Source organism: Candidatus Spongiihabitans sp., from assembly GCF_965237845.1.
Taxonomy (GTDB): domain Bacteria; phylum Pseudomonadota; class Gammaproteobacteria; order Arenicellales; family Poriferihabitantaceae; genus Spongiihabitans.
This window is the reverse complement of sequence record NZ_OZ250154.1, coordinates 483635-506561: the sequence shown is the minus strand read 5'-3', so window position 1 is coordinate 506561 and position 22927 is coordinate 483635. Positions and strand designations below refer to the sequence as shown.

Annotated in this window: 18 protein-coding genes and 1 pseudogene; 4 read left to right on the top strand and 15 right to left on the bottom strand. The window is 46.0% G+C overall.

All coding sequences use genetic code 11. The features are described from left to right. Positions 1-113 precede the first annotated feature (113 nt). Both ACPXXB_RS02435 and ACPXXB_RS02430 read left to right on the top strand, forming a co-directional pair. Positions 114-1142: an Ldh family oxidoreductase gene (locus ACPXXB_RS02435; RefSeq protein WP_423908892.1), complete on the top strand. Its 1029-nt coding sequence runs from the start codon at positions 114-116 to the stop codon at positions 1140-1142. A gap of 277 nt (positions 1143-1419) precedes the next feature. Further along, positions 1420-2346 (top strand): DMT family transporter, encoded by a 927-nt coding sequence (locus ACPXXB_RS02430; protein WP_423908889.1) that lies wholly within the window; start codon positions 1420-1422, stop codon positions 2344-2346. Positions 2347-2521: 175 nt separating this feature from the next. On the opposite strand, the gene ACPXXB_RS02425 is transcribed toward ACPXXB_RS02430, so the two are convergent. The 13 genes and pseudogenes from ACPXXB_RS02425 to ACPXXB_RS02365 all read right to left on the bottom strand — a co-directional run bounded on the left by ACPXXB_RS02425 (position 2522) and on the right by ACPXXB_RS02365 (position 17705). Beyond that, complete coding sequence (locus tag ACPXXB_RS02425; protein ID WP_423908886.1) at positions 2522-5716, bottom strand: type I restriction endonuclease subunit R; 3195 nt, start codon at positions 5714-5716, stop codon at positions 2522-2524. A gap of 6 nt (positions 5717-5722) precedes the next feature. Continuing rightward, positions 5723-6613 (bottom strand): Fic family protein, encoded by an 891-nt coding sequence (locus tag ACPXXB_RS02420; RefSeq protein ID WP_423908884.1) that lies wholly within the window; start codon positions 6611-6613, stop codon positions 5723-5725. 1085 nt (positions 6614-7698) lie between these two features. Next, the gene (locus tag ACPXXB_RS02415; protein ID WP_423908881.1) at positions 7699-8457 is read right to left on the bottom strand and encodes a transposase; all 759 of its coding nucleotides are present in this window, start codon (positions 8455-8457) and stop codon (positions 7699-7701) included. Between the two features lie 37 nt (positions 8458-8494). After that, positions 8495-8767 (bottom strand): DUF2442 domain-containing protein, encoded by a 273-nt coding sequence (locus tag ACPXXB_RS02410; protein WP_423908878.1) that lies wholly within the window; start codon positions 8765-8767, stop codon positions 8495-8497. Further along, entirely contained in the window at positions 8727-8966 is a 240-nt protein-coding gene (locus ACPXXB_RS02405; RefSeq protein WP_423908875.1) for a DUF4160 domain-containing protein, read from the bottom strand. Before ACPXXB_RS02405 ends, ACPXXB_RS02410 begins: the two co-directional genes overlap by 41 nt. Positions 8967-9238: 272 nt before the next feature. Further along, positions 9239-9496 (bottom strand): annotated as a pseudogene (locus ACPXXB_RS02400) (DNA damage-inducible protein D); the annotation flags it as partial. Further along, positions 9493-11406 (bottom strand): AAA family ATPase, encoded by a 1914-nt coding sequence (locus ACPXXB_RS02395; RefSeq protein WP_423908872.1) that lies wholly within the window; start codon positions 11404-11406, stop codon positions 9493-9495. The pseudogene ACPXXB_RS02400 and the gene ACPXXB_RS02395, both read right to left, overlap by 4 nt. Continuing rightward, the gene (locus tag ACPXXB_RS02390; RefSeq protein ID WP_423908869.1) at positions 11397-12884 is read right to left on the bottom strand and encodes a restriction endonuclease subunit S; all 1488 of its coding nucleotides are present in this window, start codon (positions 12882-12884) and stop codon (positions 11397-11399) included. The genes ACPXXB_RS02395 and ACPXXB_RS02390 overlap by 10 nt, the downstream gene beginning before the upstream one ends. Further along, on the bottom strand, positions 12881-13300 hold the full coding sequence (locus ACPXXB_RS02385) for a nucleotidyltransferase substrate binding protein (protein WP_423908867.1): 420 nt from the start codon (positions 13298-13300) through the stop codon (positions 12881-12883). The genes ACPXXB_RS02390 and ACPXXB_RS02385 overlap by 4 nt, the downstream gene beginning before the upstream one ends. Before the next feature lie 9 nt (positions 13301-13309). Beyond that, entirely contained in the window at positions 13310-13801 is a 492-nt protein-coding gene (locus ACPXXB_RS02380; RefSeq protein ID WP_423908865.1) for a nucleotidyltransferase substrate binding protein, read from the bottom strand. Between the two features lie 820 nt (positions 13802-14621). Then, the gene (locus tag ACPXXB_RS02375) at positions 14622-15758 is read right to left on the bottom strand and encodes a Fic family protein (protein WP_423908862.1); all 1137 of its coding nucleotides are present in this window, start codon (positions 15756-15758) and stop codon (positions 14622-14624) included. Between the two features lie 141 nt (positions 15759-15899). Beyond that, a complete protein-coding gene (locus tag ACPXXB_RS02370; protein ID WP_423908859.1) occupies positions 15900-17447 on the bottom strand; it encodes an N-6 DNA methylase in 1548 nt (515 codons plus the stop codon). An 18-nt stretch (positions 17448-17465) separates the two neighbouring features. Next, entirely contained in the window at positions 17466-17705 is a 240-nt protein-coding gene (locus tag ACPXXB_RS02365; RefSeq protein WP_423908856.1) for a hypothetical protein, read from the bottom strand. A gap of 99 nt (positions 17706-17804) precedes the next feature. Between ACPXXB_RS02365 and msbA the strand changes: the two genes are divergently transcribed. Then, positions 17805-19556 (top strand): lipid A export permease/ATP-binding protein MsbA, encoded by a 1752-nt coding sequence (gene msbA, locus ACPXXB_RS02360; RefSeq protein WP_423908853.1) that lies wholly within the window; start codon positions 17805-17807, stop codon positions 19554-19556. Between the two features lie 5 nt (positions 19557-19561). Here msbA and ACPXXB_RS02355 read toward each other — a convergent pair whose 3' ends face one another. Both ACPXXB_RS02355 and ACPXXB_RS02350 read right to left on the bottom strand, forming a co-directional pair. Continuing rightward, complete coding sequence (locus ACPXXB_RS02355) at positions 19562-19747, bottom strand: hypothetical protein (protein WP_423908850.1); 186 nt, start codon at positions 19745-19747, stop codon at positions 19562-19564. 27 nt (positions 19748-19774) lie between these two features. Next, a complete protein-coding gene (locus ACPXXB_RS02350; protein WP_423908848.1) occupies positions 19775-20875 on the bottom strand; it encodes a mandelate racemase/muconate lactonizing enzyme family protein in 1101 nt (366 codons plus the stop codon). 146 nt (positions 20876-21021) lie between these two features. Between ACPXXB_RS02350 and ACPXXB_RS02345 the strand changes: the two genes are divergently transcribed. After that, positions 21022-22665 carry a GMC family oxidoreductase gene (locus ACPXXB_RS02345; RefSeq protein ID WP_423910892.1) on the top strand — a complete coding sequence of 548 codons (1644 nt, stop codon included), beginning with the start codon at positions 21022-21024 and terminating at the stop codon, positions 22663-22665. Positions 22666-22927: the final 262 nt, after the last annotated feature.

Genomic DNA, 22927 nt, shown 5'->3' with positions numbered 1-22927 from the left:
TGAAAGTAAAAAATACTATGAGACAACTTCTTGTGGATAGCCTTGGCGAATCACGCCGAATTATGGCCGAATCATGCTTGTGTTCTCGATAGTAGATGCAATAGCCTGATTTGATGACATCCAAACTCACCTTATCTAGTCCCCGAATTGAGATAACTTGTGCCGAGGCAACCACTGTTGTGCGGGATATTTTACTCAAAGCCGGATGCAGGAATAATGTTGCGAGAATAGTTGCAGCACATTTGGTTGATTCTAATTTGGCCGGGGTAGAATCCCATGGCGTCATGCGGGTGCTTCAGTATGTCAAACAGTTTCAAAGCGGCTATATGCGGATAGACGGGTCGGCCGAGATTATTGAACATGATACCTTCACTGAAATTGATGGTGGCGGCGGTATTGGAATCCCAACAATGCTTAAGGCAGTTGAACACAGTGCATCCATGGTTTCTGAAAAAGGAATTTACGCACTCCCTATCCGAAATGTGGGTCATACTGGCCGACTGGGCGCGTTTACTGAGCTTGCCGCTGAGGCGGGTTGCCTGATGATTGTCGTTGGCGGGGGCGGTCGCCAAAAATGGCGTCAGGTTGCGCCATATGGTGGGCGCAAAGCGATGTTGCCGACTAATCCGTGGAGTATTGCTATTCCTGGTGGTGATCGTGGTCCGGTGGTTCTGGATTTTGCCACTGCGATGATTGCGGGCGGCTGGCTCTATGCCGCACAATCAGCTGGTGCTTTGCTGCCGAGTGGTTCTATTATTGACGCTCAGGGCAAGCCATCACGTAACCCGGAGGATTATTTTAATGGGGGTGCAATTCTACCGAAAGGCGGGCCAATGGGTTATGGATTGGCAGTGATGGCGGAAATGATCGGTGAAGCAATGCTTGGTCCTGTTGCGGTCGAGGCAAACACATTAATGATAACAATGGATACACATCGCTACCGGGAACCACATATATTTCAGGCCGCGGCGGAAGAAATTTTAGCCGACTTGCGCACTTCTCCTGCTATGGGAAAAAACGCTGTGGTAGAAATACCGGGGGAAAGGGAACGCGACCATCGGACGCGAAGAAAAGCTGCGCACATTGAAATTCCAGAGCGGACCTGGCATCAGATTAACGACCTCAATAATTCACTCGGTTAACTTCATGATAGCGCTCTGCCCTGCTTTGGACGGGTTGCGCTTGGGCGTTAAATTCGCCCTGCATCGTTCGGGTGCATCATTATTATTCAGGGCATTATTCAGGGCATTATTCAGGGCATTATTTTATCGTGTTTCGGCAACGGCACAGCACAATTTCGTGGCATTATGATTCACTATGATTCACTATGATTACTGATTCGGAAAAAATTACCAGGCTGACTGCTGGCCAGGCTTGCCGCGCGCCTCTGCACTATTGTTCATGCACAAAGGTTCGCCCGTGACAGATCAATTAGACGGCGCCGACCGGCCCAGGTTGGGCATCGTCTTGATGCTCATCGGCATCGCCGCCTTCTCGGTGATGGACGCGACCATCAAGTGGCTGACCGCCGATTTCCCGGTGCCGCAGGTGGTCGCGTTGCGAAGCTGGTTCGGGCTGCCGTTGCTGTGTCTGCTGGCGCATTTCGAGGGCGGGCTACACACGCTCAAAACCAGTCGTCCGCTGGTGCATATCGGGCGATATATCCTGGTGCTGGTGCTTAGTTTCAGTTTTTTCTGGGCGCTCTCGCAGATGAAACTGGCGGATGTGGTGGCGATCACCTTCGCCGCACCGATCTTTATTGCCCTGCTTTCGGTGCCGTTATTGAAAGAGACCGTCGGCTTGCGTCGCTGGGTCGCCATCGGCGCCGGGTTTTGTGGTGTTCTAATTATGCTGCGCCCCGGTGTGGGTGTGTTCCAATGGGCCGCGCTGGTGGCGCTCGGCAGTGTCGTCGTTTACGCGCTGTTGATGATCACCACGCGCGCTTTCAAGTCCACCGAAAGCACCGCGGCGCTGATGCTCTACCCGCAACTCGGCATGACGCTAACCGGCATTGTCATCGCGCCGTTCTTCTGGGTGCCGCCGAGCCCGGGCGATCTCGGATTATTCTCGCTGGCTGGCCTGTTCGGCAGCATCGGCGTGATATGCCTGACCCACGCCTTCCGCCTGGCGCCCGCAGCGGTGGTCTCGCCGTTCGAATATTCCGCGCTGATCTGGGCGACCTTGCTGGGGTTTTTGCTGTGGCGCGAATTGCCGGCCACACTGACTATAGTGGGCGCCGGCATCGTGGTCGCAAGCGGGCTTTACATCATCTACCGCGAAACCATCAAAATCGGGCGAGCGCAACCACGCTTGCCAAGCATGAGCCCGGACGATACCGGCCAATGAAGCGGTCGCCGAGCGATTTAATTCGGTCGGCGGGTTTTCAATGAACTACGCCGACAAAATTTTATCTTGTGATTGTGGCAGCCCGATGGTTGCAAACCGCGATCATTGTAGCGTTCTTTTGAGGGCATATTCTTTCAGGCATAGCAGTTTTTGATCTCATGTCTTGGGCCATGATTCACAAACAATTCAAACTCCATTGATCTGCAAAAAGCTCGGCTTGTTTCAAAATATTTTCCGTTGCCAATTTTTGTTTGTCCGGCGGATAGCCGTATTGGCGTAATATTCTTTTCACAATAACGCGGAGCTTCGCTTGCACGCTTTCCTTAATCGTCCAGTCAATCGCAGTATTGGTTTTTACTTGCTCCACTAAAATTCTGGCAAGATCGCGCAGGGTGTCATCGCCAAGCACTTCTTTAGCGCTGCCGTTCATTTCCAGCGCGTCATAAAAAGCGACTTCATGGTCCGTTAATCCCAAGTCGTCGCCGCGCTTGTCTGAGGCTTTGATTTCCTTTGCGAGGTTAATCAACTCTTCAATGACTTGCGCCGCTGTCAGCAGATTGTTTTGGTACTTTCTAATCGCGGCATCAAGCATATCCGACAGCTTTTTGCTTTGAACAAAGTTCTTTTTGGCTCTTGTTTTTATTTCATCATTAAGAATTTTTTTGAGCAATTCCAGCGCAGTGTTTTTATGCGCCATCCCTCGTATTTCCTCAAGGAAATCATCGGAAAGAATAGAGATGTCCGGCTTTTTAATTCCAGCCGCATCAAAAATATCAGTCACCCCGTCAACCACCACCGCTTTATCCACAATCTGCCGTATAGCCGTCTCTATTTCGACATCGCTTGGCCCGCTCCCGGTTGTTTCAAATTTAATCAGCCTGGCTTTTATCGCTTGGAAAAATCCCAACTCCTCTTTTATGCCCATCGCAGCAGGTGCGGGCACGGAAAGCGCGAATGTTTTGGAAAGTAAGCCGACCTGCTTGGTAAATCTGTTTTTACCGTCTTGCAAACTCAAAACATGCTCTTGCGCCGCCAGGATAAGCGCCATCTTCTCTCCAGTGTCTGCGGAGAAATATCGCCGGTAGTCAAAACCATTGAACATTTGCACAACAATTTCGTGCTTCTCCAGCATCGCGGTAATCGCATCTGCTTGGTTCAGCGTAGGTGTGCCTTGCCCGCCGCTTCTGGTATAGGATGCAAGCGCTTGTTTCAAATATGAGGCAATGCCGATATAGTCCACAATCAACCCGCCGGGCTTGTCTTTGTAAACCCGATTTACGCGAGCGATGGCCTGCATCAGGTTATGCCCTCGCATGGGTTTATCAACATACATCGTATGCAAGCACGGCGCGTCAAAACCGGTCAGCCACATATCCCGCACGATAACCAACTGCAATGGGTCGTCTGGGTTTTTCAATCTCTCGCCAATCTCTTTTCTGTCTTGCTTGGTGGTGTTGTGTCTTTGCCAGCTTGCAGGGTCGCTTGAACTGGAAGTCATAACCACTTTGATTACGCCTTTGTTTTTATCGGGGTCATGCCATTGGGGACGTAACTTGATGAACTCGTCATGCAATTCAACGGCAATGCGACGGCTCATGGCAACGATCATGCCTTTGCCATCAAAGACCTCCCGCCTTGTTTCAAAATGATTGAGAATATCCTGTGCAATCGTTTTCAGTCGATGTTTATGCCCGACAATGGCTTCTAACTGTGTCCATTTGGCTTTGGCTTTTTCAGATACGGTTGCTTCTTGATTTTCGGTTATGCGCTCAACTTCGGCATCAAGTTTTTCTTTTTCATCTTTTTTCAAGTGCACCTTGACCAAGCGAGATTCGTAATAAATCGGCACGGTTGCGTTATCTTCCACTGCTTGTTGAATGTCATAGATATCAATGTAGTTTCCAAAAACGGCAGGCGTTGAAGCGTCCTCTTTTTCAATCGGTGTTCCAGTAAAGCCAACGAATGAAGCGTTTGGCAAAGCGTCTCTTAGATATTTTGCAAAGCCGTATTTTGTGTATGCTTGTTCATCTTTTATCACCGTTTTTGCAGCAAAGCCATATTGACTGCGATGCGCCTCGTCCGCGATCACAACAATGTTTTCCCGTTGCGAAAGCAGTTCAAAGTTTTCGCTGACCCCATCAGGAGAAAACTTTTGAATGGTGGTGAAAACAATGCCGCCGCCTGCGGTCTGCAAAAGATTTTTCAGATGCGCTCGGCTATCCGCCTGTATCGGTTTTTGACGTAATAACTGCCTGCTGTCTGAAAATGTGTCAAACAACTGTTGGTCAAGGTCGTTGCGGTCTGTAATAACCACAAGCGTGGGGTTTTCCATTTGCGGATGGACAACCAATAACCCGGCATAAAAAACCATCGACAGCGATTTACCGCTTCCTTGCGTGTGCCAAACCACTCCCGCCTTGCGGTCTCCTTTCGGCTGGTCTTTAACATCAGGCAGGTTATATGCATCAGGGGATTCGCCCATCCATTTGTCCGGTTTTTTGTATGACGCTCTTATTGTTGATTTAACGGCTTTCTTGACCGCGTGATACTGATGGTAGGCAGCGATCGTTTTTTCTTTTTCATAATCTCTGCCGGTCACCGGGTTTTCTGTTTTACTACTTGCGAAGACGGTAAAATGCCTAACCAAATCAAGCAGCACATCCGGGCGCAGCATACCCTTGATGATGGTTTCTATCTGCGGTGTGGTTGCAGGGTCTTCCCTTTCTCCGTCAACGGTTTTCCAAATCATAAAACGAGTCCAGCCAGAAGTCAGCGAGCCGGCTTTTGCGTCCAGGCCATCAGACGCAACCAAAACACCGTTGTAACAAAACAAACTCGGAATATCGTTTTTGTAGTTCTGTAATTGCGTAAATGCCTTGTTGACTGTCGCGTTTTCATCGGTTGGATTTTTTAATTCAATCACTACCAGCGGCAAGCCGTTCACAAAAATAACCACATCAGGACGTTTGGTTATGTTGTTTTCCGTAACCGTAAATTGATTGCAAACTGCAAGGTTGTTATTCAACGGATTGTCAAAATCAATCAACCGTACTTTGGCACCGACCGTTTCGCCGTTGTTCTGGTATTCCTCAGCAACGCCCTCCATCAACATTTGATAAAATGCTTGGTTGCTGTCAATCAAACTTTGGTTAGGCAGCGCAATCACTTGCCGCAAAGCATGCGCTTTAACTTCATCGGGAATGGTCGGATTGAGATAATCAATCTCGGTTTTAAGCCGTCCAATCAAAACAACATCGGAAAAGTTTTTTCTTTCGGCTTCATGGTCTTCAGGTGAAAGATAAACATAGCCCTGTTTTTGTAGCAGTTCTATGGAAAATTTTTCAACGTCTGCTTCGTGGAGTGTAAACACTGAGTTTTATTTTGTGAGTTTGTGGGTTTGGCTAATTTTCCATATTTCTTTTTCCCGAAAAGCCGATATGGTTTGGCGTTTTGCTGCGTTGGTTAATTTTGGCGCTGAGAGTTTATGTTGCCTAATATAATCCGACAAACGAACGATGCGCTCTCCTTGCAGGTAAGTGATTCGTTTATGCAATGATTCCAGCAGAGATAACGCCACAATTTTCCCCATCGGTTTTGTTCGTTGAGCATTGTTGTAATCATTAAAAGCCTGATAGTAGGCATTTTTTCCTTTGTTGCGAATGATGACACGCGGAAAACCTAACGCCAACAACTGAAAGTTCATAAGCACGCGCCCCATGCGTCCGTTGCCGTCACAAAATGGATGAACAGTTTCAAAATCCAAATGAAACCTGACTACTTTATCCAAAAAATAACTATCCAGATCGTTTGAGTCGGCCAATAAAATTTCATTGATCATGGGTTCAACCTGTTCTGGCGGCGGCGCGATGTGTGCGCCCACTCGCACATACTCATCGTTTTGCCGAAAACGTCCAGCGATAGAATCGTCAATGCCGCCTAGCAACATATTATGCAAAAGTTTTATGAAGTCTGCGGTGAGCGGCTCGGTTTTAACTTTGTTGCGTTTATACACCATAACCCGCGCCAAATTTTTAGCCTCAAACACTTCGCGCACCGAAACATTACGCGACAATTCCATTTCCAACAAAATTTTCTCGGTCTCGCTGAGAGTTAAGGTGGAGTTTTCTATGGCGTTCGAGTTGTAAACATTTTCCGCTACTTCGGCCTCGTCAATTAAACTTAAAAGGGACTCCTTACCCGATTTAAGGGAGGCGTATTGTTGGTGTAAGGATTTAATCCTGGTTCTGGTGGGTGCGGCGATGGCCATGCTGGGAAGTATATGAATTCACCAGAAAATGTCAATAAGCTGTGAATTTACGTTATAAAATGATCATATTCACAAAGGTTTCCTATTTCCAGGTCGGATTCATGAATATCACGCATATTATTTTTCATCGTCTTTTGTAATGGTGGCAGGTCAGCATAATACACTTGCATCGGGTCTTGTTCTTCGGAAGCGGGACTTTAGTCCCGCCATTTGCAATGGCTTGGCGAGGCTGAAGCCTCACTCCCAGCACTCATACATTACTCTGTTCTTCGGAAGCGGAACTTTAGTCCCGCCATTTGCAATGGCTTGGCGAGGCTGAAGCCTCACTTCCAGCATTCATACATTACTCTGTTATTCGGAAGCGGGACTTTAGTCCCGCCATTTACAATGGCTTGGCGGGGCTGAAGCCTCACTTCCGGCATTCATGCCCATCTCGGAAGCGGGACTTTAGTCCTGCCTTCTTGGCACTGGCTTTGCGGGGCTGAAGCCTCACTTCCGGCATTCATGCCCATCTCGGAAGCGGGACTTTAGTCCCGCCATTTGCACTGGCTTGGCGAGGCTGAAGCCTCACTTCCGGCATTCATGCCCATCTCGGAAGCGGGACTTTAGTCCTGCCTTCTTGGCACTGGCTTGGCGAGGCTGAAGCCTCACTTCCGGCATTCATGCCCATCTCGGAAGCGGGACTTTAGTCCTGCCTTCTTGGCACTGGCTTTGCGGGGCTGAAGCCCCACTTCCGGCATTCATGCCCATCTCGGAAGCGGGACTTTAGTCCTGCCTTCTTGGCACTGGCTTTGCGGGGCTGAAGCCCCACTTCCGGCATTCATGCTCATCTCGGAAGCGGGACTTTAGTCCTGCCTTCTTGGCACTGGCTTTGCGGGGCTGAAGCCCCATTTCCGGCATTCATGCTCATCTCGGAAGCGGGACTTTAGTCCTGCCTTCTTGGCACTGGCTTTGCGGGGCTGAAGCCCCACTTCCGGCATTCATGATCATCTCGGAAGCGGGACTTTAGTCCTGCCTTCTTGGCACTGGCTTGGCGGGGCTGAAGCCTCACTTCCGGCATTCATGCCCATCTCGGAAGCGGGACTTCAGTCCTGCAATCTGCAATGATCTTGCGGGACTTTAGTCCTGCCTTCTTGGCACTGGCTTTGCGGGGCTGAAGCCCCACTTCCATGATCGTAAAGTCCGTAAAATCTAAGAGGCGAAGCCTCAGCATCTCCCAATTTTAAAGGATTGTTTTTAATATACTGGTACACAACGCCAAAATGCTTCTCATCTCTAATCGCCTTATCGTAATAACCATTAGCCCAAAATTGACCGTTTCTCCCCATCATTTCGTTAATGATTTTTGCGCTAACCCCTTTTATTGTTTGCATTACAAGCGATAATTTGTCAAGTGGTTTTAGTAGTAAATGAACATGATTAGGCATAATAGCAAAAGCGACGAGTTCATATAAAACCTTCTCGTTGCTTTTAAAAAAATCACTCAAAGACAATAAAACTCCATCATTTAAATAGGCTCCTTGTTGCGAGCTATCAAGATATTCATCAACATCTAGTTGTTTCTTATTATTAGGTTTATTTTGATTAGATAGATTTTTAATAAAACCATCCGTGCTGTCATAAGTTCGAAAAGTAATAAATTGATAATAACCAGCAACATCAATATGTGGTAAGTGATGATATTTCATGTCCTGCGCCTTTGTATTATTCGGAAGCGGGGTTTTAGTCACGCCATTTACAATGGCTTGGCGAGGCTGAAGCCTCACTTCCGACCAATCCCGGAAGCGGGACTTTAGTCCTGCCGTTTGTGCAGTGACTTTGCGAGGCTGAAGCCTCACTTCCATTGTCGTAAAGTCCGTGCATTTATGCGTCCGATTGGGTTTAAGTGTTAGGTGATGCTTTGCGTGGGTAGTGATGAGGATTTTCTATGATATTTTCACTAAGGTCTATATCAATATCCGGCCAGTAGAAATGACCTGTAGTCGGCTCTTCTACGTTGTAGATTACTTTTACCGGCTGATCCTTAAACCAGGGAAAGTCATCATAGGACATGAATAGCTCTTTGCCACTTGATGAAAGAAGCCATACTCCATATGGAGAAATATGGGTTACTTCAGCTACCGAAGTATTCTTGCCATGCGCTGACGATCTCATTTTTATGCTCCTCAATGAGTTGTTCGATATCTTTAAGTTGTTTTCTTGAATAGTGATAATTCTTCGCGAGCTCTATATCTGGTTCAAGCCAAAATTTAGCTTCCCCATCTCCAGAGATAACATGAACATGCAGCCTGTCTTCCTCTCTTGAGAAAAAGAAAAACCTGTATCCGCCTTCACGGAATACTGTAGGACTCATCTGGTCTCCCTGTTCACATGGCATTTAGTATAGGGCATAGTATAAGGCACTACTGCCTCAATACACCGTATTAAAAATTATAATCAGGTATGCTTGCAGAATTCAAATTAAAACCTGTTAATTACTCGATTATCGGTATTGCACGAAGCTCGGAAGCGGGACTTTAGTCCTGCAATCTGCAATAATCTTGCGAGGCTGAAGCCTCACTTCCGACACTCATACATTACTCTGTTATTAGGTATTTCACCGCATCGTTCACTTGTGTTTTTCCGAAGGTCTTCGACTTCTCTTTGACTATCAGAACCGAGATTAACCATTTTCCCGACGTCGGGAAAATGGTCGGAAACTGTACGCCCCGACACTTCACAAGCCGTTTTTGCCTTATATATCACAGACTTGAAGTTATCCCACTTTTCGTAGCCCAGCAAATACTGCAAGTCACGAGCCAGCCAAAACTCCACACCGTTTTCGGTTTGTTTGGCGCATGATTCAAAGTTATCGGTAAGTGATTGGATAATTTTTAGTTTCATTTTGGGGTGCTTATTTTCTCCAAGAAAGTATTTAACATTGTTGTTATTTTTTCCTCAACCACTCCTCTTTTTGTAACCTTGTCTGCACATTTTACTTTTATCTCACCAGTTATTTTGCTAATTATGGTGTTTATGTCTTTCAAGCGGTTTTCTTTGGTCTTTTCATTACTAATATCTTTTTGCTCTGTACGAAGGAAATTTTTAATGATCTGCATTCTATTATTTTCTTCCGACAGGCCTGATTCTGGCATTGCAATTCCATGCTCTCCCAACACTTCTTCAACAATACTTGTGAAAAAATCTTCACTGTAAAAATCTTCAAGAGTAATTGCATCGCTACCTAAATCTTTAAATGTGTACCAATAGGCAGGGTTGTTCATCTTTTTCTTTTTTTGTTTGGCGCTATCATCTGCATCGGAGAGAACGAAATATTTTCTATCTACCAAATCAAGCATAGAAAAAACATGTTCAATGTTGCTTACTCCCCGGGTATAACATTGGCCAAAGTCTTTCCAGTTCAAACCTGTCATAAACAAGCCAAGAAGCTTTTTATCGGTATATCCTTCTAGTAAAATATTTGTTTTTTTCAGGTTTTCATATATTGAATATCCTATCGCTTGATAAACATTCTCGGCGGGCGATGTGCCATCTTCTCTCGCTATTTCAAATTTGGTATTTTCATTTTCTTTGGTAATAATCAAATTATTTTCTATGTTTGTTGTATCAATCATTGAGATAGAATGGGTAGCATAGACAACCATATTATTCTTTCCTAGATCTATTAGTTTATCTCGTAAATCTTTTGCGCTGCTTGGATGCAAACCTGTTTCTGGTTCATCAATTAATATCAACTGTTGCTTCTCTTGTGTCACACGGGTTTCTGTACTCATTAACAATAAAAAAGAGATATATCTGCGAAATCCATCACTCCTTTGTTGGAAGTCAAATGAATTTTTCGAGTCCTGTATTCCTATTACTATATTTTCCCCATCCGAGCGTAATTTCAACTTGACGTTTTTGTAATCTTTCCAACTTTTATTGATATAGTTGTTTGTTTTTGTGTTCACTTTATCCAACAAATTTTGAATCTGATTATGCCCACGGTCAAAGGCTTCAGTAATTTTTTCGTTAATGCTCTCTTCTTGAATTCCAGACAATAAAAATACATTTTTTAACGGAATACAGGAGTTCGGACTCTCGGAAAATGTGTTTCTGTTAACACTGTTTGGCAAATCATGTTCTTTCTCGCTGTATCTCCAATTGACAATTGGAGAATCATAATTATCATCAACCCCGACAACTTCTTTTACTATTAACTTCAGATTTTCATATATTTTATTTAGTTCTATAGGCGATGCAGAACCCTTGATAATTTGTTTCTCTTCTTCTGATAGATTGGTGATACAACTCTCGTCTATATAATTCCCCGGACTTGGTTGTTCCTGCTGTTGCGGATTACTAGAAACAAAGCTTTCAGGGATCTGGTACCACTTTCCTTTAATTGTTAATTTTTGAGGCAACGCCGAAAAATCCCAATGTTTACTTTGACAGTTGACCATATACAAAATAGATGGTGCATATTTCTCAGCAAACGCCTTGATGGTCAGATTATTTGTTATGAGTGTTTGTGAAAGGGCAGCAAATTTTTGACAAAATTTATTTGTTACCTGATTGATTTCATCTGGCTCCAAATCAAAAATGAACTTCACATATGTGGAGCCAGAATATAATTCTTTTTTATTTTCTTTGCTAAAAGCTATTTCTTTTGCCAGTAAATGAAGAGCTTTTAGTATATTTGACTTGCCACACTCGTTTTTGCCAACTAAAATTTTATGTCCGTTTCCATCAAATGGAATTATCATCTCTTCTATAGAACGGAATCCTTTTATTATAACTTTTTTTAACTGCATGGCTTTTTCCCAATATCGTTAGTGTTTACTCTCACAGTACCAATCATTAACTTTGGTAACAAGGTGTCACGTAGGTTTTCAAGGGTGCTGATTTGTTTGATATTCAATATTTTTTTTTCAAATACAGGCATTATTTTCTTGTTCATTATTTTTAATGTATTATCCGCTGGAGTTAGAACCATTGAACTTGAAAGATCGCCTCTTTTAATATGCCCCATTGTTGTTGCTTTGCTATTGGCGATGGCAATAAATTTTTCTAAATGATGTTTTGTCCAGAAGTAATAAAACCATTTTGGATATTGTTCTGATGTCACTTTAAATAGGTGTTGGTTCAAAACACATTTCTGCCCATCCCAAATTTTTAGCATTAAACTGCCAGACCAAGAAAAAATTATATCGCCAATTTGAATAATATATTTTTCTTCAATTTCTGATGTTGCCCAATCTGAATTTTCAGTAAAGCCATTCCTTAATTCTTTAATTTTCAAAACAGGCAGTTTATCAATTTCATTTTTTGCAGGGTGTTTTTGACAAGCTAAACCGTTCAAGTAGTCCGCCATTTCATCCAACGGTCTTTCTTTCCAATCATCATTTGCATCTTCCACAAACCACTGGCGGAACAGGGTTTGTGCGATGTTTTCCAGGGCTTTGTTTTGGCGGTGGAGCAGGTCTATTTTGTCGTCAAGGCTGCTTAGTACTTCGGCAATGGCTTTTTGTTCTGGGAATGGGGGGAGTAAAAATTTATGTTTGACAATCACCTCAGTTTGTACTCGTTGCCTCCCAGAAGTACCAGTCATTGATTTAATTGCCACTTCTCTAAAATTATTGGATATAGCAAGATAATACAAAAAGTGCTTGTTGGTGATGTTTTTTCTCTCTCGGAGAACGATAAATTCTGTAGAACCGAAGCCTACTTTTCCATTCTCCAAAAAATCAACAAAACTTGTCTTTCCATTTTCCAAACATGGGGTAATTCTTGCTACCAAAGTATCCCCATTTTTGAATTTAGAACCGCCCTTGTAAACACCTAACACATATTTTGGTATCCGTTTTGTAAATGGAACAAGAAAGTCCATCAAAACTTTCGGCAATTTTTCTCCCTTTGAAATACTTTCAGTTGGGTTAATGTCCGCCACATCCCCCAACTTCACCTCCCGCCAACCTTCCAGCTTTGTCTTTTCCTGCAACACCACATACTTCTTTTTGATATTTTCTTTGAACTTTTCAGGGATGGATTCCCAATCCATCACATCAACCGAAATCAACAAATCGCTTTCTTCAAATTCCTCCTTGAGACTGGAAATCTGCGTTGAGTTGCATTCAAAAACCGCTAAATCCAAATCCGATATTTCATTGGCTTTCCAGGTTACGCGGGAACCATAAGCCCATACGGTTTTATCGGGGATATGTTGCCTGATTATTTTTTTAAGCAATCCAAGCTGTTTTTTATCCAAATCTATGAGTTGTTCTCTGCTCATTCTTGTTCTGCCATTTGCTCATAAAGTTCTGTGGCATCTTGAATGAAGTTGCCCACTTTATTCAAGGTTTCTTCCGCTTTTTCCATGCTGTAATCATGGGCAGAATCACCTCTTGCCTCGTTATAACTAACCAAACGCTCATGCATTCCTTGATCTATCAGGCCGCTTTCATGTGTTATGCGAAAAATTGGCATGGGCGAATTTGGCATCGCGGGCAAACCTGATTTTTCTAGCGTAAATTTCTTTAAGTGCTTCCATAAGGTGTCGTAGCAAATCTCAAAACGCTTTATGACTGACTCTTGAATTCCCTCCTTCAGATTCCCTGATAAAGTTTCCTCATTTGATTTGAAAAATTCATGTTGTTCTTTCAGTCTCTCAAGAGATTTCTCCAGTTTTTCATAATCGGTTTTGTTCATTTCTTTCTGTCATCTCCTAAATGCTGTGGTAATTAAATCAAGAATATATTTTATTGGAATAACTAGCGTTTTCGTAAAATTCATAAGTGCAACTCGTCTCTTCCATGGATGACTTTTGCCGCACCCATGACAGTGAGTCGGGACTTTGGTGAAGTCGCCCACTTTATTCAAGGTTTCTTCCGCTTTTTCCATGCTGTAATCATGGGCAGAATTACCTCTTGCTTTGTTATAACTAACCAAACGCTCGTGCATTCCTTGATCTATCAGGCCGTTTTCATGTGTTATGCGAAAAATTGGCATGGGCGAATTTGGCATCGTCGGCAATCCTGATTTTTCTAGCGTAAATTTCTTTAAGTGCTTCCATAAGGTGTCGTAGCAAACTTCAAAACGCTTGATGACGGAGTTATTGACAGCTTTTTTGTTGACCTCGGACACACCCTGTTCATCTATTGTCAAATAATTTTCATATTGCTCTTTTAGATTCTCAAGGGATTTACCCAAATTTTCAAGAGATGCTCTTAATTTTTTATAGAGACCTTTGCATAATTCAAAATACTATCGGAAGTGGGACTTTAGTCCCGCCATCGGCAATCATCTTGCGCGGCTAAAGCCGCACTTCCGGTAATTATGCAAAGGTCTCTTATAATCTGTGTCACAAATTCTGTTTTCAAAAGGTGTCGTAGCAAATCTCAAAACGCTTTATGACGGAGTTATTGACAGCTTTTTTGTTGACCTCGGACACACCCTGTTCATCTATTGTCAAATAATTTTCATATTGCTCTTTTAGATTCTCAAGGGATTTACCCAAATTTTCAAGAGATGCTCTTAATTTTTTATAGAGACCTTTGCATAATTCAAAATACTATCGGAAGTGGGACTTTAGTCCCGCCATCGGCAATCATCTTGCGCGGCTAAAGCCCCACTTCCGGTAATTATGCAAAGGTCTCTTATAATCTGTGTCACAAATTCTGTTTTCAAAAGGTGTCGTAGCAAATCTCAAAACGCTTTATGACGGAGTTATTGACAGCTTTTTTGTTGACCTCGGACACACCCTGTTCATCTATTGTCAAATAATTTTCATATTGCTCTTTTAGATTCTCAAGGGATTTACCCAAATTTTCAAGAGATGCTCTTAATTTTTTATAGAGACCTTTGCATAATTCAAAATACTATCGGAAGTGGGACTTTAGTCCCGCCATCGGCAATCATCTTGCGCGGCTAAAGCCGCACTTCCGGTAATTATGCAAAGGTCTCTTATAATCTGTGTCACAAATTCTGTTTTCAAATCGAGTAACTGCCATCCGTTTTGTTGCTTGATTATTCACTCCTCAAAACATTGCAGATAGGTTTTAAACATAAATATCCGATTGCGGCGGCTGCCGGTTATTTCTTGCAGAATCTGTTTGTCAACGAATATCTGTATCAGAGCATTGGCGGCTTTGGCGGACAGGCCGATGCGTGTTTGTACATCTTTGGCGGTAATGATTGGGTTTTCAAACAAGCCACGCAAAACAAGCATGGCATTTTTTGAGCGTTTGCCCATAGTGATGATGTGCTGGTTTTCAATGTTTGCCTTCAGGTCGATTATCTTATGTAGTGTGGCGACAGACTTGTCCGCGGTTTGCACGATGCCGGTCAGGAAAAATTTGATCCATTGCGCCAGATCGTTTTTGGTGCGGACAAAAGTGAGATTATCGTAGTAGGCGGTTTTGTGCTTCTCGAAGAAACTGGACAGATATAGCAGTGGCTTGCTTAATACTTCGTTTGATACCAAATCCAGCGTTATCAGCAGGCGCCCTACTCTGCCGTTGCCATCTAAAAAGGGATGAATGGTTTCAAATTGGTAATGGGCGATGGCGATTTTTATCAACTTGGGGATTTTTATTTCCGTGTTGTGCAAAAACTTCTCAAAATCAGACAACAACTCTGGCAACTCGCCATGCGCTGGTGGAATAAACACGGCATCTTGCAAACTGGCGCCGCCTATCCAGTTTTGCGAATGTCTGAACTCCCCAGGCGTTTTGTGCTTGCCACGGCCGCTTGCGAGCAGTGTCTTGTGCGTGTTTTTAATCAGTCTTTGCGATAAAGGCAGCGTCTCAAGCGCCGCAATGGCCTGATTCATCGCGTTGGCATAGTTGTTGACCTCTTGCCAGTCGTCGCGTCTTTCGAGCTTAATCTCATTTTCATTCTGCAAGGCTTCTCCCATATCGGTGCGGGTGCCTTCAATTTTGCTGGAAACGACTGCTTCCTTGAAAACGTGCATCTGGATGAACATATCCGTGTCGGGCACGAAGCGGGAAAAGGCATTCAATTCGCCTAATTTCAGGGCGGCTTGTTCCAGCAATTCATCAATCCTGCCGTCATTCCAGGAAAATGAATGATTGATCTTTTCGGGCAAGAAGTAACTGTAGCGATTGCCTTTTTTATAAGCGCCTGCTTTAAAATCTTGAATGTTCACACTATGTCTCTCTCTTTTTCCCATCCAGCAAAGTAAAATAAGACTTCTGCTATTTTACCTTAAGGCTATAAAGTAAAACAAGACTTTTGCTATTTTACTTTAGCCACCCAATGGCAATTAGAATTTTTGCCTTGCTCAAAATCAATCCTCAACCCTCACCTTTGCCAAATTCGTTTTAATCCGTTTATTCAAAGCGGTTTCTTCTTTTAGCTGTGCCTCAAACTCTGCTTTCAATTGAGTGAATCGCTCACCAAAATCAAAATCATCTTCCACTTCAGCCAACCCGACATAGCGCCCGGGACTCAGCACATAATCCAATTGCTTGATCTTCTCAACGGTTACCGAAGCGCAAAACCCCGGCTCATCTTTATATTCGCCAGCTTTCTTGCGCCACTGATGATAGGCATCTGCCACTTTGACAATATCCTCATTGGAGAACTCTCGCGTGCGACGATTGATTAAATGCCCTAATTCGTTTGCATCAATAAAAAGAATCTCGCCAGCTCGGTTTCTGTCACCGTTAAAGCCGTGACGTTTATTGGACACAAACCACAAGCAGGCGGGAATTTGCGTGTTCAAAAAAAGTTTCGCGGGCAAGTTAACAATGCAGTCCACAAGGCCTTCATCAATGATGTTTTTACGAATGACATCTTCGTTGGATGACTTGGATGTGAGCGAGCCCTTTGACAACACAAAACCGGCCACGCCTTTGGGCGCGAGGTGATGTATGAAATGCTGAACCCAGGCGAAATTAGCATTGCCGCGCGGCGGCATGCCGTATTTCCACCTGCCGTCATTTTGCAGCAATTCCCCGCTCCAGTCGCTGTCGTTAAACGGCGGATTGGCGAGGATAAAATCGGCCTTCAAGTCTGGATGCATATTGTTCAAAAACGAGCCTTCGTTATTCCACTTCACTTGCGAGCCGTCAATACTGCGGATGGCAAGGTTCATCCGGCAAAGACGGTAGGTGGTCTGGTTGCTTTCCTGCCCATAAAGGGAAATGTCATCAATTTTCCCTTGATGCCTGGCAATGAATTTTTCACTCATCACAAACATGCCGCCACTACCGCAACACGGGTCAAAAACTCGCCCTTTATAAGGCTCTATCATTTCCACAAGGACTTTCACGATGGAGCCGGGGGTATAGAACTGGCCGCCTTTTTTGCCTTCTGCCAAGGCGAACTGACCGAGAAAATACTCATACACCTTGCCGAGAATATCTTTTGATTTCGCGGCTTCGTTGCCAAGCGCGATATTGCTGATCAGATCGATTAATTCTCCGAGTGTTGTGGACGCAATATTTGGCTTTGAAAATACTTTCGGCAAAATACCTTTCAGCGTTTTGTTTTCTCTTTCTATGACTTCCATCGATTGGTCCAGAATTTTACCGATGGTGGATTGTCTGGCTTGTGATTGGATGTGCGTCCATCGTGCGTTTGGCGGCACCCAAAAGACATTTTCCGCCTTGTATTCGTCTTGATCTTCCGGGTCAGCCCCTGCGTAGTTTCCTTTCCCCTCATGCAGATTGACATGCAACTCTTCAAAGGAATCAGAAATATATTTGAGGAATATCAAACCCAGCACAATATGTTTGTATTCGGCTGCGTCAATATTTTTGCGTAACTTATCCGCCGCCTTGAAAAGCTGATCTTCAAATTGTTCCGCTTGTGTGGCGTTATTTTTTGTCATGGTTTTATTTTCTGGTTGCTAAATCGTGCATCGGTGTATGTGCTTTTTCATTTCTTTAACTCGCCGTGGACTCGAAAAAACGCTGCCGCGTAGCGCAACGATACCGTGTTGTGCCCAAGCGGAGCATGGATTATAGCGAAGGTGCGCGCAATTAGGCCAAAGCGCGGTCAGATAGACCTGATGCCCACGGCTGCCGTTTGCCAAAACCGGCGCGCCTTCAATCAACCGTTCAAACTGGAGCCGTGAACGTTTTTCCATCTGTCTAAGTCGCCAGCTATGTGATTCCTTGCCAGGACTTGCCCCCGGCGGTCGGGGAATGGGGTAAAATAATGCGCCTGACGATCAAAATTCCACACCGTGACCCATCCTCCCATCGCCACCTCCGACATCCAGCTTTACCGTCGGCTTCTGACATATGTGCTGCCTTATAAATGGGTGTTTATATTCGCGTTGGTGGGCATGTTGCTGTCGGCCACGGGGGATGCCGCCGTCGTTGCCATGCTCAAGCCAATCATCGACCAGGGGTTTGTTAACCGGGATACATCGTTTATCCAGTGGGTGCCGATATTTTTGCTGGGGTTGGCGCTGCTTCGGGCGGTCGGCACCTTCATCGACAGCTACTGCATGAACTGGGTGTCGCGCCGGGTAATCCAGGACTTGCGGCAGTTGATGTTCGAGCGTTTGATCCACGCGCCGGCGCATTTTTACGACGAGAATTCAAGCAGCGTCTTAACCGCGCGCCTGATATACGATGTCGAACAGGTCGCCGCCGCGAGCACCACCGCCTTCCGGGTGTTGTTTCGCGACACCGTAAAGGCGGCCTTCCTGTTGACGTGGATGTTCTATATGAGCTGGAAGCTGTCGTTGCTGTTTTGCATCATCATTCCAATGGCGTTTTTGATTTTCAAGATTTCCAGCAAGCGCTTCCGCGGCATCAGCTCAAAAATCCAGGAAAGCGTCGGCGCGATTACGCACATTGCCCATGAATCTCTGCAGGGCCATCGCGTGGTCAAAATATTCGGCGCTTACGATTACCAACGACGAATTTTTCTGCACGCCAACAACCACAACCGGCAGCAAGCGATGAAACGAACCGCGATTGAATCCGCAAGTGTGCCGTTGATGGTATTTCTCTCCGGGGTCGGGGTGGCCGGCGTGATTTGGGTGGCGTTGCATCAGGACATCACGCCCGGGGTGTTTTCCTCTTATCTGGCATCGATGATCATGCTGACCAAACCGGTGCAAAGTTTGTCAAAAATCAATCTGGTAATCCAGTCCGGGCTGGCCGGCGCGCAGTCGATATTCCGTACCGCCGATCTGGAGCAGGAGCGTGATGACGGCGCCATCGAGCTTGACAACGTAGTCGGCGCGGTACGCTTCAGCAACGTCTCGTTTGGTTACCGCAACAGCGAAAAGCCGGTGCTCGATGATGTATCCATCGACATCAAGGCCGGCACAACGGTCGCGCTGGTGGGGGTTTCCGGCAGCGGCAAATCCACCATCGCCTCGCTGTTGTTGCGCTTCTATTCCCCGACCAGCGGGCAGATTAGCCTCGACGGAAAACCGCTGGACTCGGTCACGCTGAAATCCCTGCGCGCCAACACCGCCATCGTTACCCAGGAAATCATGCTGTTTGATGACTCCATCGGCAACAACATCGCTTATGGTGAAAAAGGCGAAATTGATCAACAAAGACTACGCAAAGCCGCCATCGCCGCCAACGTGATGGAGTTCGTCGAGCCGATGGCGGCCGGGCTGGATACGCTAGTGGGCGAGCAGGGCGTACGGCTGTCCGGCGGTCAGCGGCAACGCATCGCCATCGCCAGGGCGTTATACAAGGACGCACCGTTGTTGATCATGGACGAAGCCACATCGTCTCTGGATACGCATTCCGAACAGCACATCCAGGCGGCCATCGGTCGTCTGCTGGAAAACCGCACATCCCTGATTATCGCCCACCGGCTGTCCACCATCGAAAATGCCGAGCTGATTCTAGTGCTTGAGAAGGGCAAAATTGTTCAGCGCGGCAGCCACGCGCAATTGCTCAAACAAGCGGGCGTTTATGCCGGCTTGCACTCGGCTCAGCACAATCCACCGAAATCGAGCTAGCGAAATCAAAGGTGAAATCGACCTGGTGTCGGGCGCAATCCGCGCTTGGCAGCGGCCGGGATGGATGCGAAGGCGGGAATCCAGTGGAACACTACGGCAGGAACCCGCCGACCGCGCATCCAACTGGTTGAGGCGCATTCCCGCCAATAAGGCGTCGCCTTGAAATCTTTGGTCAAGAGGGCTTGACTCATCACCTACATCACCTGCTCAGCGCCAACTCAAAACCGGCTTGTCTGATAGCTGGTTTTATTCAACCAGTCTGGATTGATCTCTACGCCCCAGCCCGGTTTATCGGTCACCGTGGCAAAACCATCGACTATGGTGTATGGGTCTTCAACATATAATCCCTGTTGCCAAGGGTAGTAGTCCTCGCCTTCGATGGAAAACTCGAGATATTTGCCGGCATTGGGAATGCCCCGAAGAAAATGCATGGTGAACAAGGTTACCATTGAAAGGTTTGCACAATGAGGCGTGCACGGCAGTCCGCGTTCGGCGGCCATTTCAGCAACTTGCAATGCGCGGGTCAATCCACCGATATAACAAACATCGGGTTGGATGATGTTAACCACACCGTCATCAATGATTCTTTTCCAGGTTGGCAGTTCGCAGTCCTGCTCACCACCCGTCACATCAATGGAGAGCGCATCGGTTACTTGTTTGGTTTGTTCAAGCTGCCAATAAGGGCAAGGTTCTTCAAAATGGGAGATGCCATGATCCTCAAGAAATTTTCCGACTTCGATTGCCTTGCCGGGCGAGTAACCGGAATTGGCATCGACCAGTAATGCGATGTCATCATCCATGGCGGCACTCATCCGTTTAACAATATTTTCTGTTCTGCCCGGCCATTGATCAATGTTGTGACCACATTCCGCGGCGATGCGAAACTTGAAGGCATCAAACCCGAATTGTTCTCGAAGTTGCACAAGTCGCGCTGCTTCCTGCTCAGCTGTAATACCTCGTTGCATAGATGAAGCATATGCACGCAGGCGGCCGGGTTGGCCACCGATCAATTTGCATACCGGTTTTTCCTCCAACCGCCCGCGTAAATCCCATAGCGCAGTGTCCAAACCGGCCAAGGCTCGGTACAGATAGGAGCCCGGAAACTTATGTTCAAGTTCAGGTATGCAGGCAACCAATTCGCCAATGTCCAGTGCCTCTTTGCCAAGGGCATGGGGCGCGATCTGTCGATGGACCACCAAGGCAGTGATATCGGCATTGTACGGCGCGACTTGCCCCCAACCGATATCGCCGGTATCGGTGGTAACTTTCAACACGCCGACGAATTCGTTGGAAAAGGTTTCTATTTGGGCAATTTTCATTAGGTGTCAATCTGGAGTACGATTATATTTTGGCGTTGGATTGTTAAAAATGCTATGTTGATTATAATGGTCGGCATAAGGCCCGATTTGAACCATATCAAATATCAATTTTTTTGCCCGGAAGTGAAACGCCCAACCCGGAGTGAATTGTGAACTATGATTATATTATCGTCGGCGCAGGCTCGGCCGGCTGCGTTGTCGCCAACCGATTATCAGAATCGGGCAGCCACAAGGTGTTGGTGCTTGAGGCTGGGGGTTCCGACCAACGGTTCTGGATTCAAACCCCCATTGGCTACGGACGCACCTTTTTTGATGACCGGGTGAACTGGAAATACCTTACCGAAAAAGATGCTCAAACAAACAACCGGGCAAGTTACTGGCCTAGAGGAAAAGTGCTGGGCGGTTCCAGCAGCATCAATGCCATGGTCTATATTCGCGGTCAACAGGAGGATTACGAGGACTGGTCAAATCAGGACAACCCGGGGTGGAATTGGCAAGATGTTTTTCCCTATTTCAAAAAAATGGAAAATCTACGACATGAAAATTTACAGCGGGGGGATGCAAACTTCCACGGCACCGAGGGTCCGCTACACGTCGATGACGTATCGGATCGCGTTCATGCGCTATGCGATAACTTTATCAAGGCCGGTCAGGAACTAGGGCAGTCGTTCAATCCCGATTTCAATGGAGAACGACAAGAAGGGGTGGGCATTTATCAACTCACTACCCGTAACGCGCGCAGAATGTCGGCCGCTCGGGCCTACCTTCGTCCGGCGCTCAAGCGCAGAAATGTTGACCTGATTACTGGCGCGCTCGCCACCAAAATTGTGTTTAAAGATGCTCAAGCGGCAGGGGTGGAATTTATGCGTCATAATCGCAAACGCACTGCCTGGGCGGGGAGAGAGGTTATCCTGTGCGCTGGCGCGATAAATTCTCCACAACTTTTACAATTGTCGGGCATCGGTGATCCAGCGCGGTTGAAGGACTTGGGCATCGAAGTCGTTCACGCCAATAAAATGGTTGGGCAAAATCTCCAGGACCATCTGGGCATCAGCCACTTTTACCGTTCGCGGGTAGCCACACTCAATGACGAGCTGTATCCGTGGCCTGGAAAACTGCTTGCGGGATTGAAGTATGTGTTGTTGCGAAAAGGCCCATTGTCGTTGAGTATTAACCAGGCGGGCGGCTTTATTCGCACCCGGGAAAATCTCAGCCGGCCGAATATGCAACTCTACTTTTCACCGGTCAGTTACCTTAAAGCGCCCACAGATACCCGTCCGTTGATGAATCCCGATCCATTTCCAGGATTCTTGATCGGCCTGCAACCACTGCGGCCAAGCAGCCGAGGTTATTTATACATTGATTCCGCTGAGGCCACGGCGCCGCCAAAAATTCATCCAAATTATTTATCCACACAAAAAGATGTTAATGAGATGCTTGAAGGGGTGCGATTTATAAGAAGGCTGACCGCAACAGATGCGCTCTCAGGGGTAATTGAAAAGGAGATAATTCCAGGCGCAGAAATAACCAGCGACCAAGCGCTTATTGAAGATATTCGCGCCAGATGCGAAACTGTTTTTCATCCATGCGGCACCTGCAAAATGGGCTCGGATGCCAACGCCAGCGTAGTCGATCCCAAGCTTAAAGTTCATGGTGTCCGCGGTTTAAGAGTGGCGGACGCTTCCATCTTCCCTTCGATAACCTCTGGAAATATCAATGCGCCGACGATGATGGTTGGAGAAAAGGCGGCCGACCTGATACTGGAGCGCTGTTTGCATGACCATTGTTGAGTAACCAGAGCCAAACTGAAAATACATATTAAATAAATGGTATGTTTGCACCCTCTTCCACTTCGCACCCCTAAGATTTTTAAGAAACGAGCACTAGCATGAATTCAAGGTCAAACTTAAACATAGCCTATACTTGATGCCACGTTCCAAGAATTTATAAGCGAGGGGCAAGAATATTATGAAGAAGGTATAAAATCCACCCATTATGAATCAATCAACAATCCGTTCAATCATTCTCGCATTGCCGTTTTGGTATTTCATA

What these genes read in the sequence shown, in the direction of transcription:
- ACPXXB_RS02415 (WP_423908881.1), bottom strand. Translation starts at nt 8,457, where the DNA reads ATGGAAGTGAGGCTTCAGCCTCGCAAAGTCACTGCACAAACGGCAGGA.
- ACPXXB_RS02385 (WP_423908867.1), bottom strand. Translation starts at nt 13,300, where the DNA reads ATGAACAAAACCGATTATGAAAAACTGGAGAAATCTCTTGAGAGACTG.
- ACPXXB_RS02405 (WP_423908875.1), bottom strand. Translation starts at nt 8,966, where the DNA reads ATGAGTCCTACAGTATTCCGTGAAGGCGGATACAGGTTTTTCTTTTTC.
- ACPXXB_RS02395 (WP_423908872.1), bottom strand. Translation starts at nt 11,406, where the DNA reads ATGCAGTTAAAAAAAGTTATAATAAAAGGATTCCGTTCTATAGAAGAG.
- ACPXXB_RS02410 (WP_423908878.1), bottom strand. Translation starts at nt 8,767, where the DNA reads ATGAGATCGTCAGCGCATGGCAAGAATACTTCGGTAGCTGAAGTAACC.
- ACPXXB_RS02420 (WP_423908884.1), bottom strand. Translation starts at nt 6,613, where the DNA reads ATGGCCATCGCCGCACCCACCAGAACCAGGATTAAATCCTTACACCAA.
- ACPXXB_RS02355 (WP_423908850.1), bottom strand. Translation starts at nt 19,747, where the DNA reads ATGAGTCAAGCCCTCTTGACCAAAGATTTCAAGGCGACGCCTTATTGG.
- ACPXXB_RS02365 (WP_423908856.1), bottom strand. Translation starts at nt 17,705, where the DNA reads ATGGAAAAACGTTCACGGCTCCAGTTTGAACGGTTGATTGAAGGCGCG.
- ACPXXB_RS02435 (WP_423908892.1), top strand. Translation starts at nt 114, where the DNA reads ATGACATCCAAACTCACCTTATCTAGTCCCCGAATTGAGATAACTTGT.
- ACPXXB_RS02350 (WP_423908848.1), bottom strand. Translation starts at nt 20,875, where the DNA reads ATGAAAATTGCCCAAATAGAAACCTTTTCCAACGAATTCGTCGGCGTG.
- ACPXXB_RS02390 (WP_423908869.1), bottom strand. Translation starts at nt 12,884, where the DNA reads ATGAGCAGAGAACAACTCATAGATTTGGATAAAAAACAGCTTGGATTG.
- ACPXXB_RS02370 (WP_423908859.1), bottom strand. Translation starts at nt 17,447, where the DNA reads ATGACAAAAAATAACGCCACACAAGCGGAACAATTTGAAGATCAGCTT.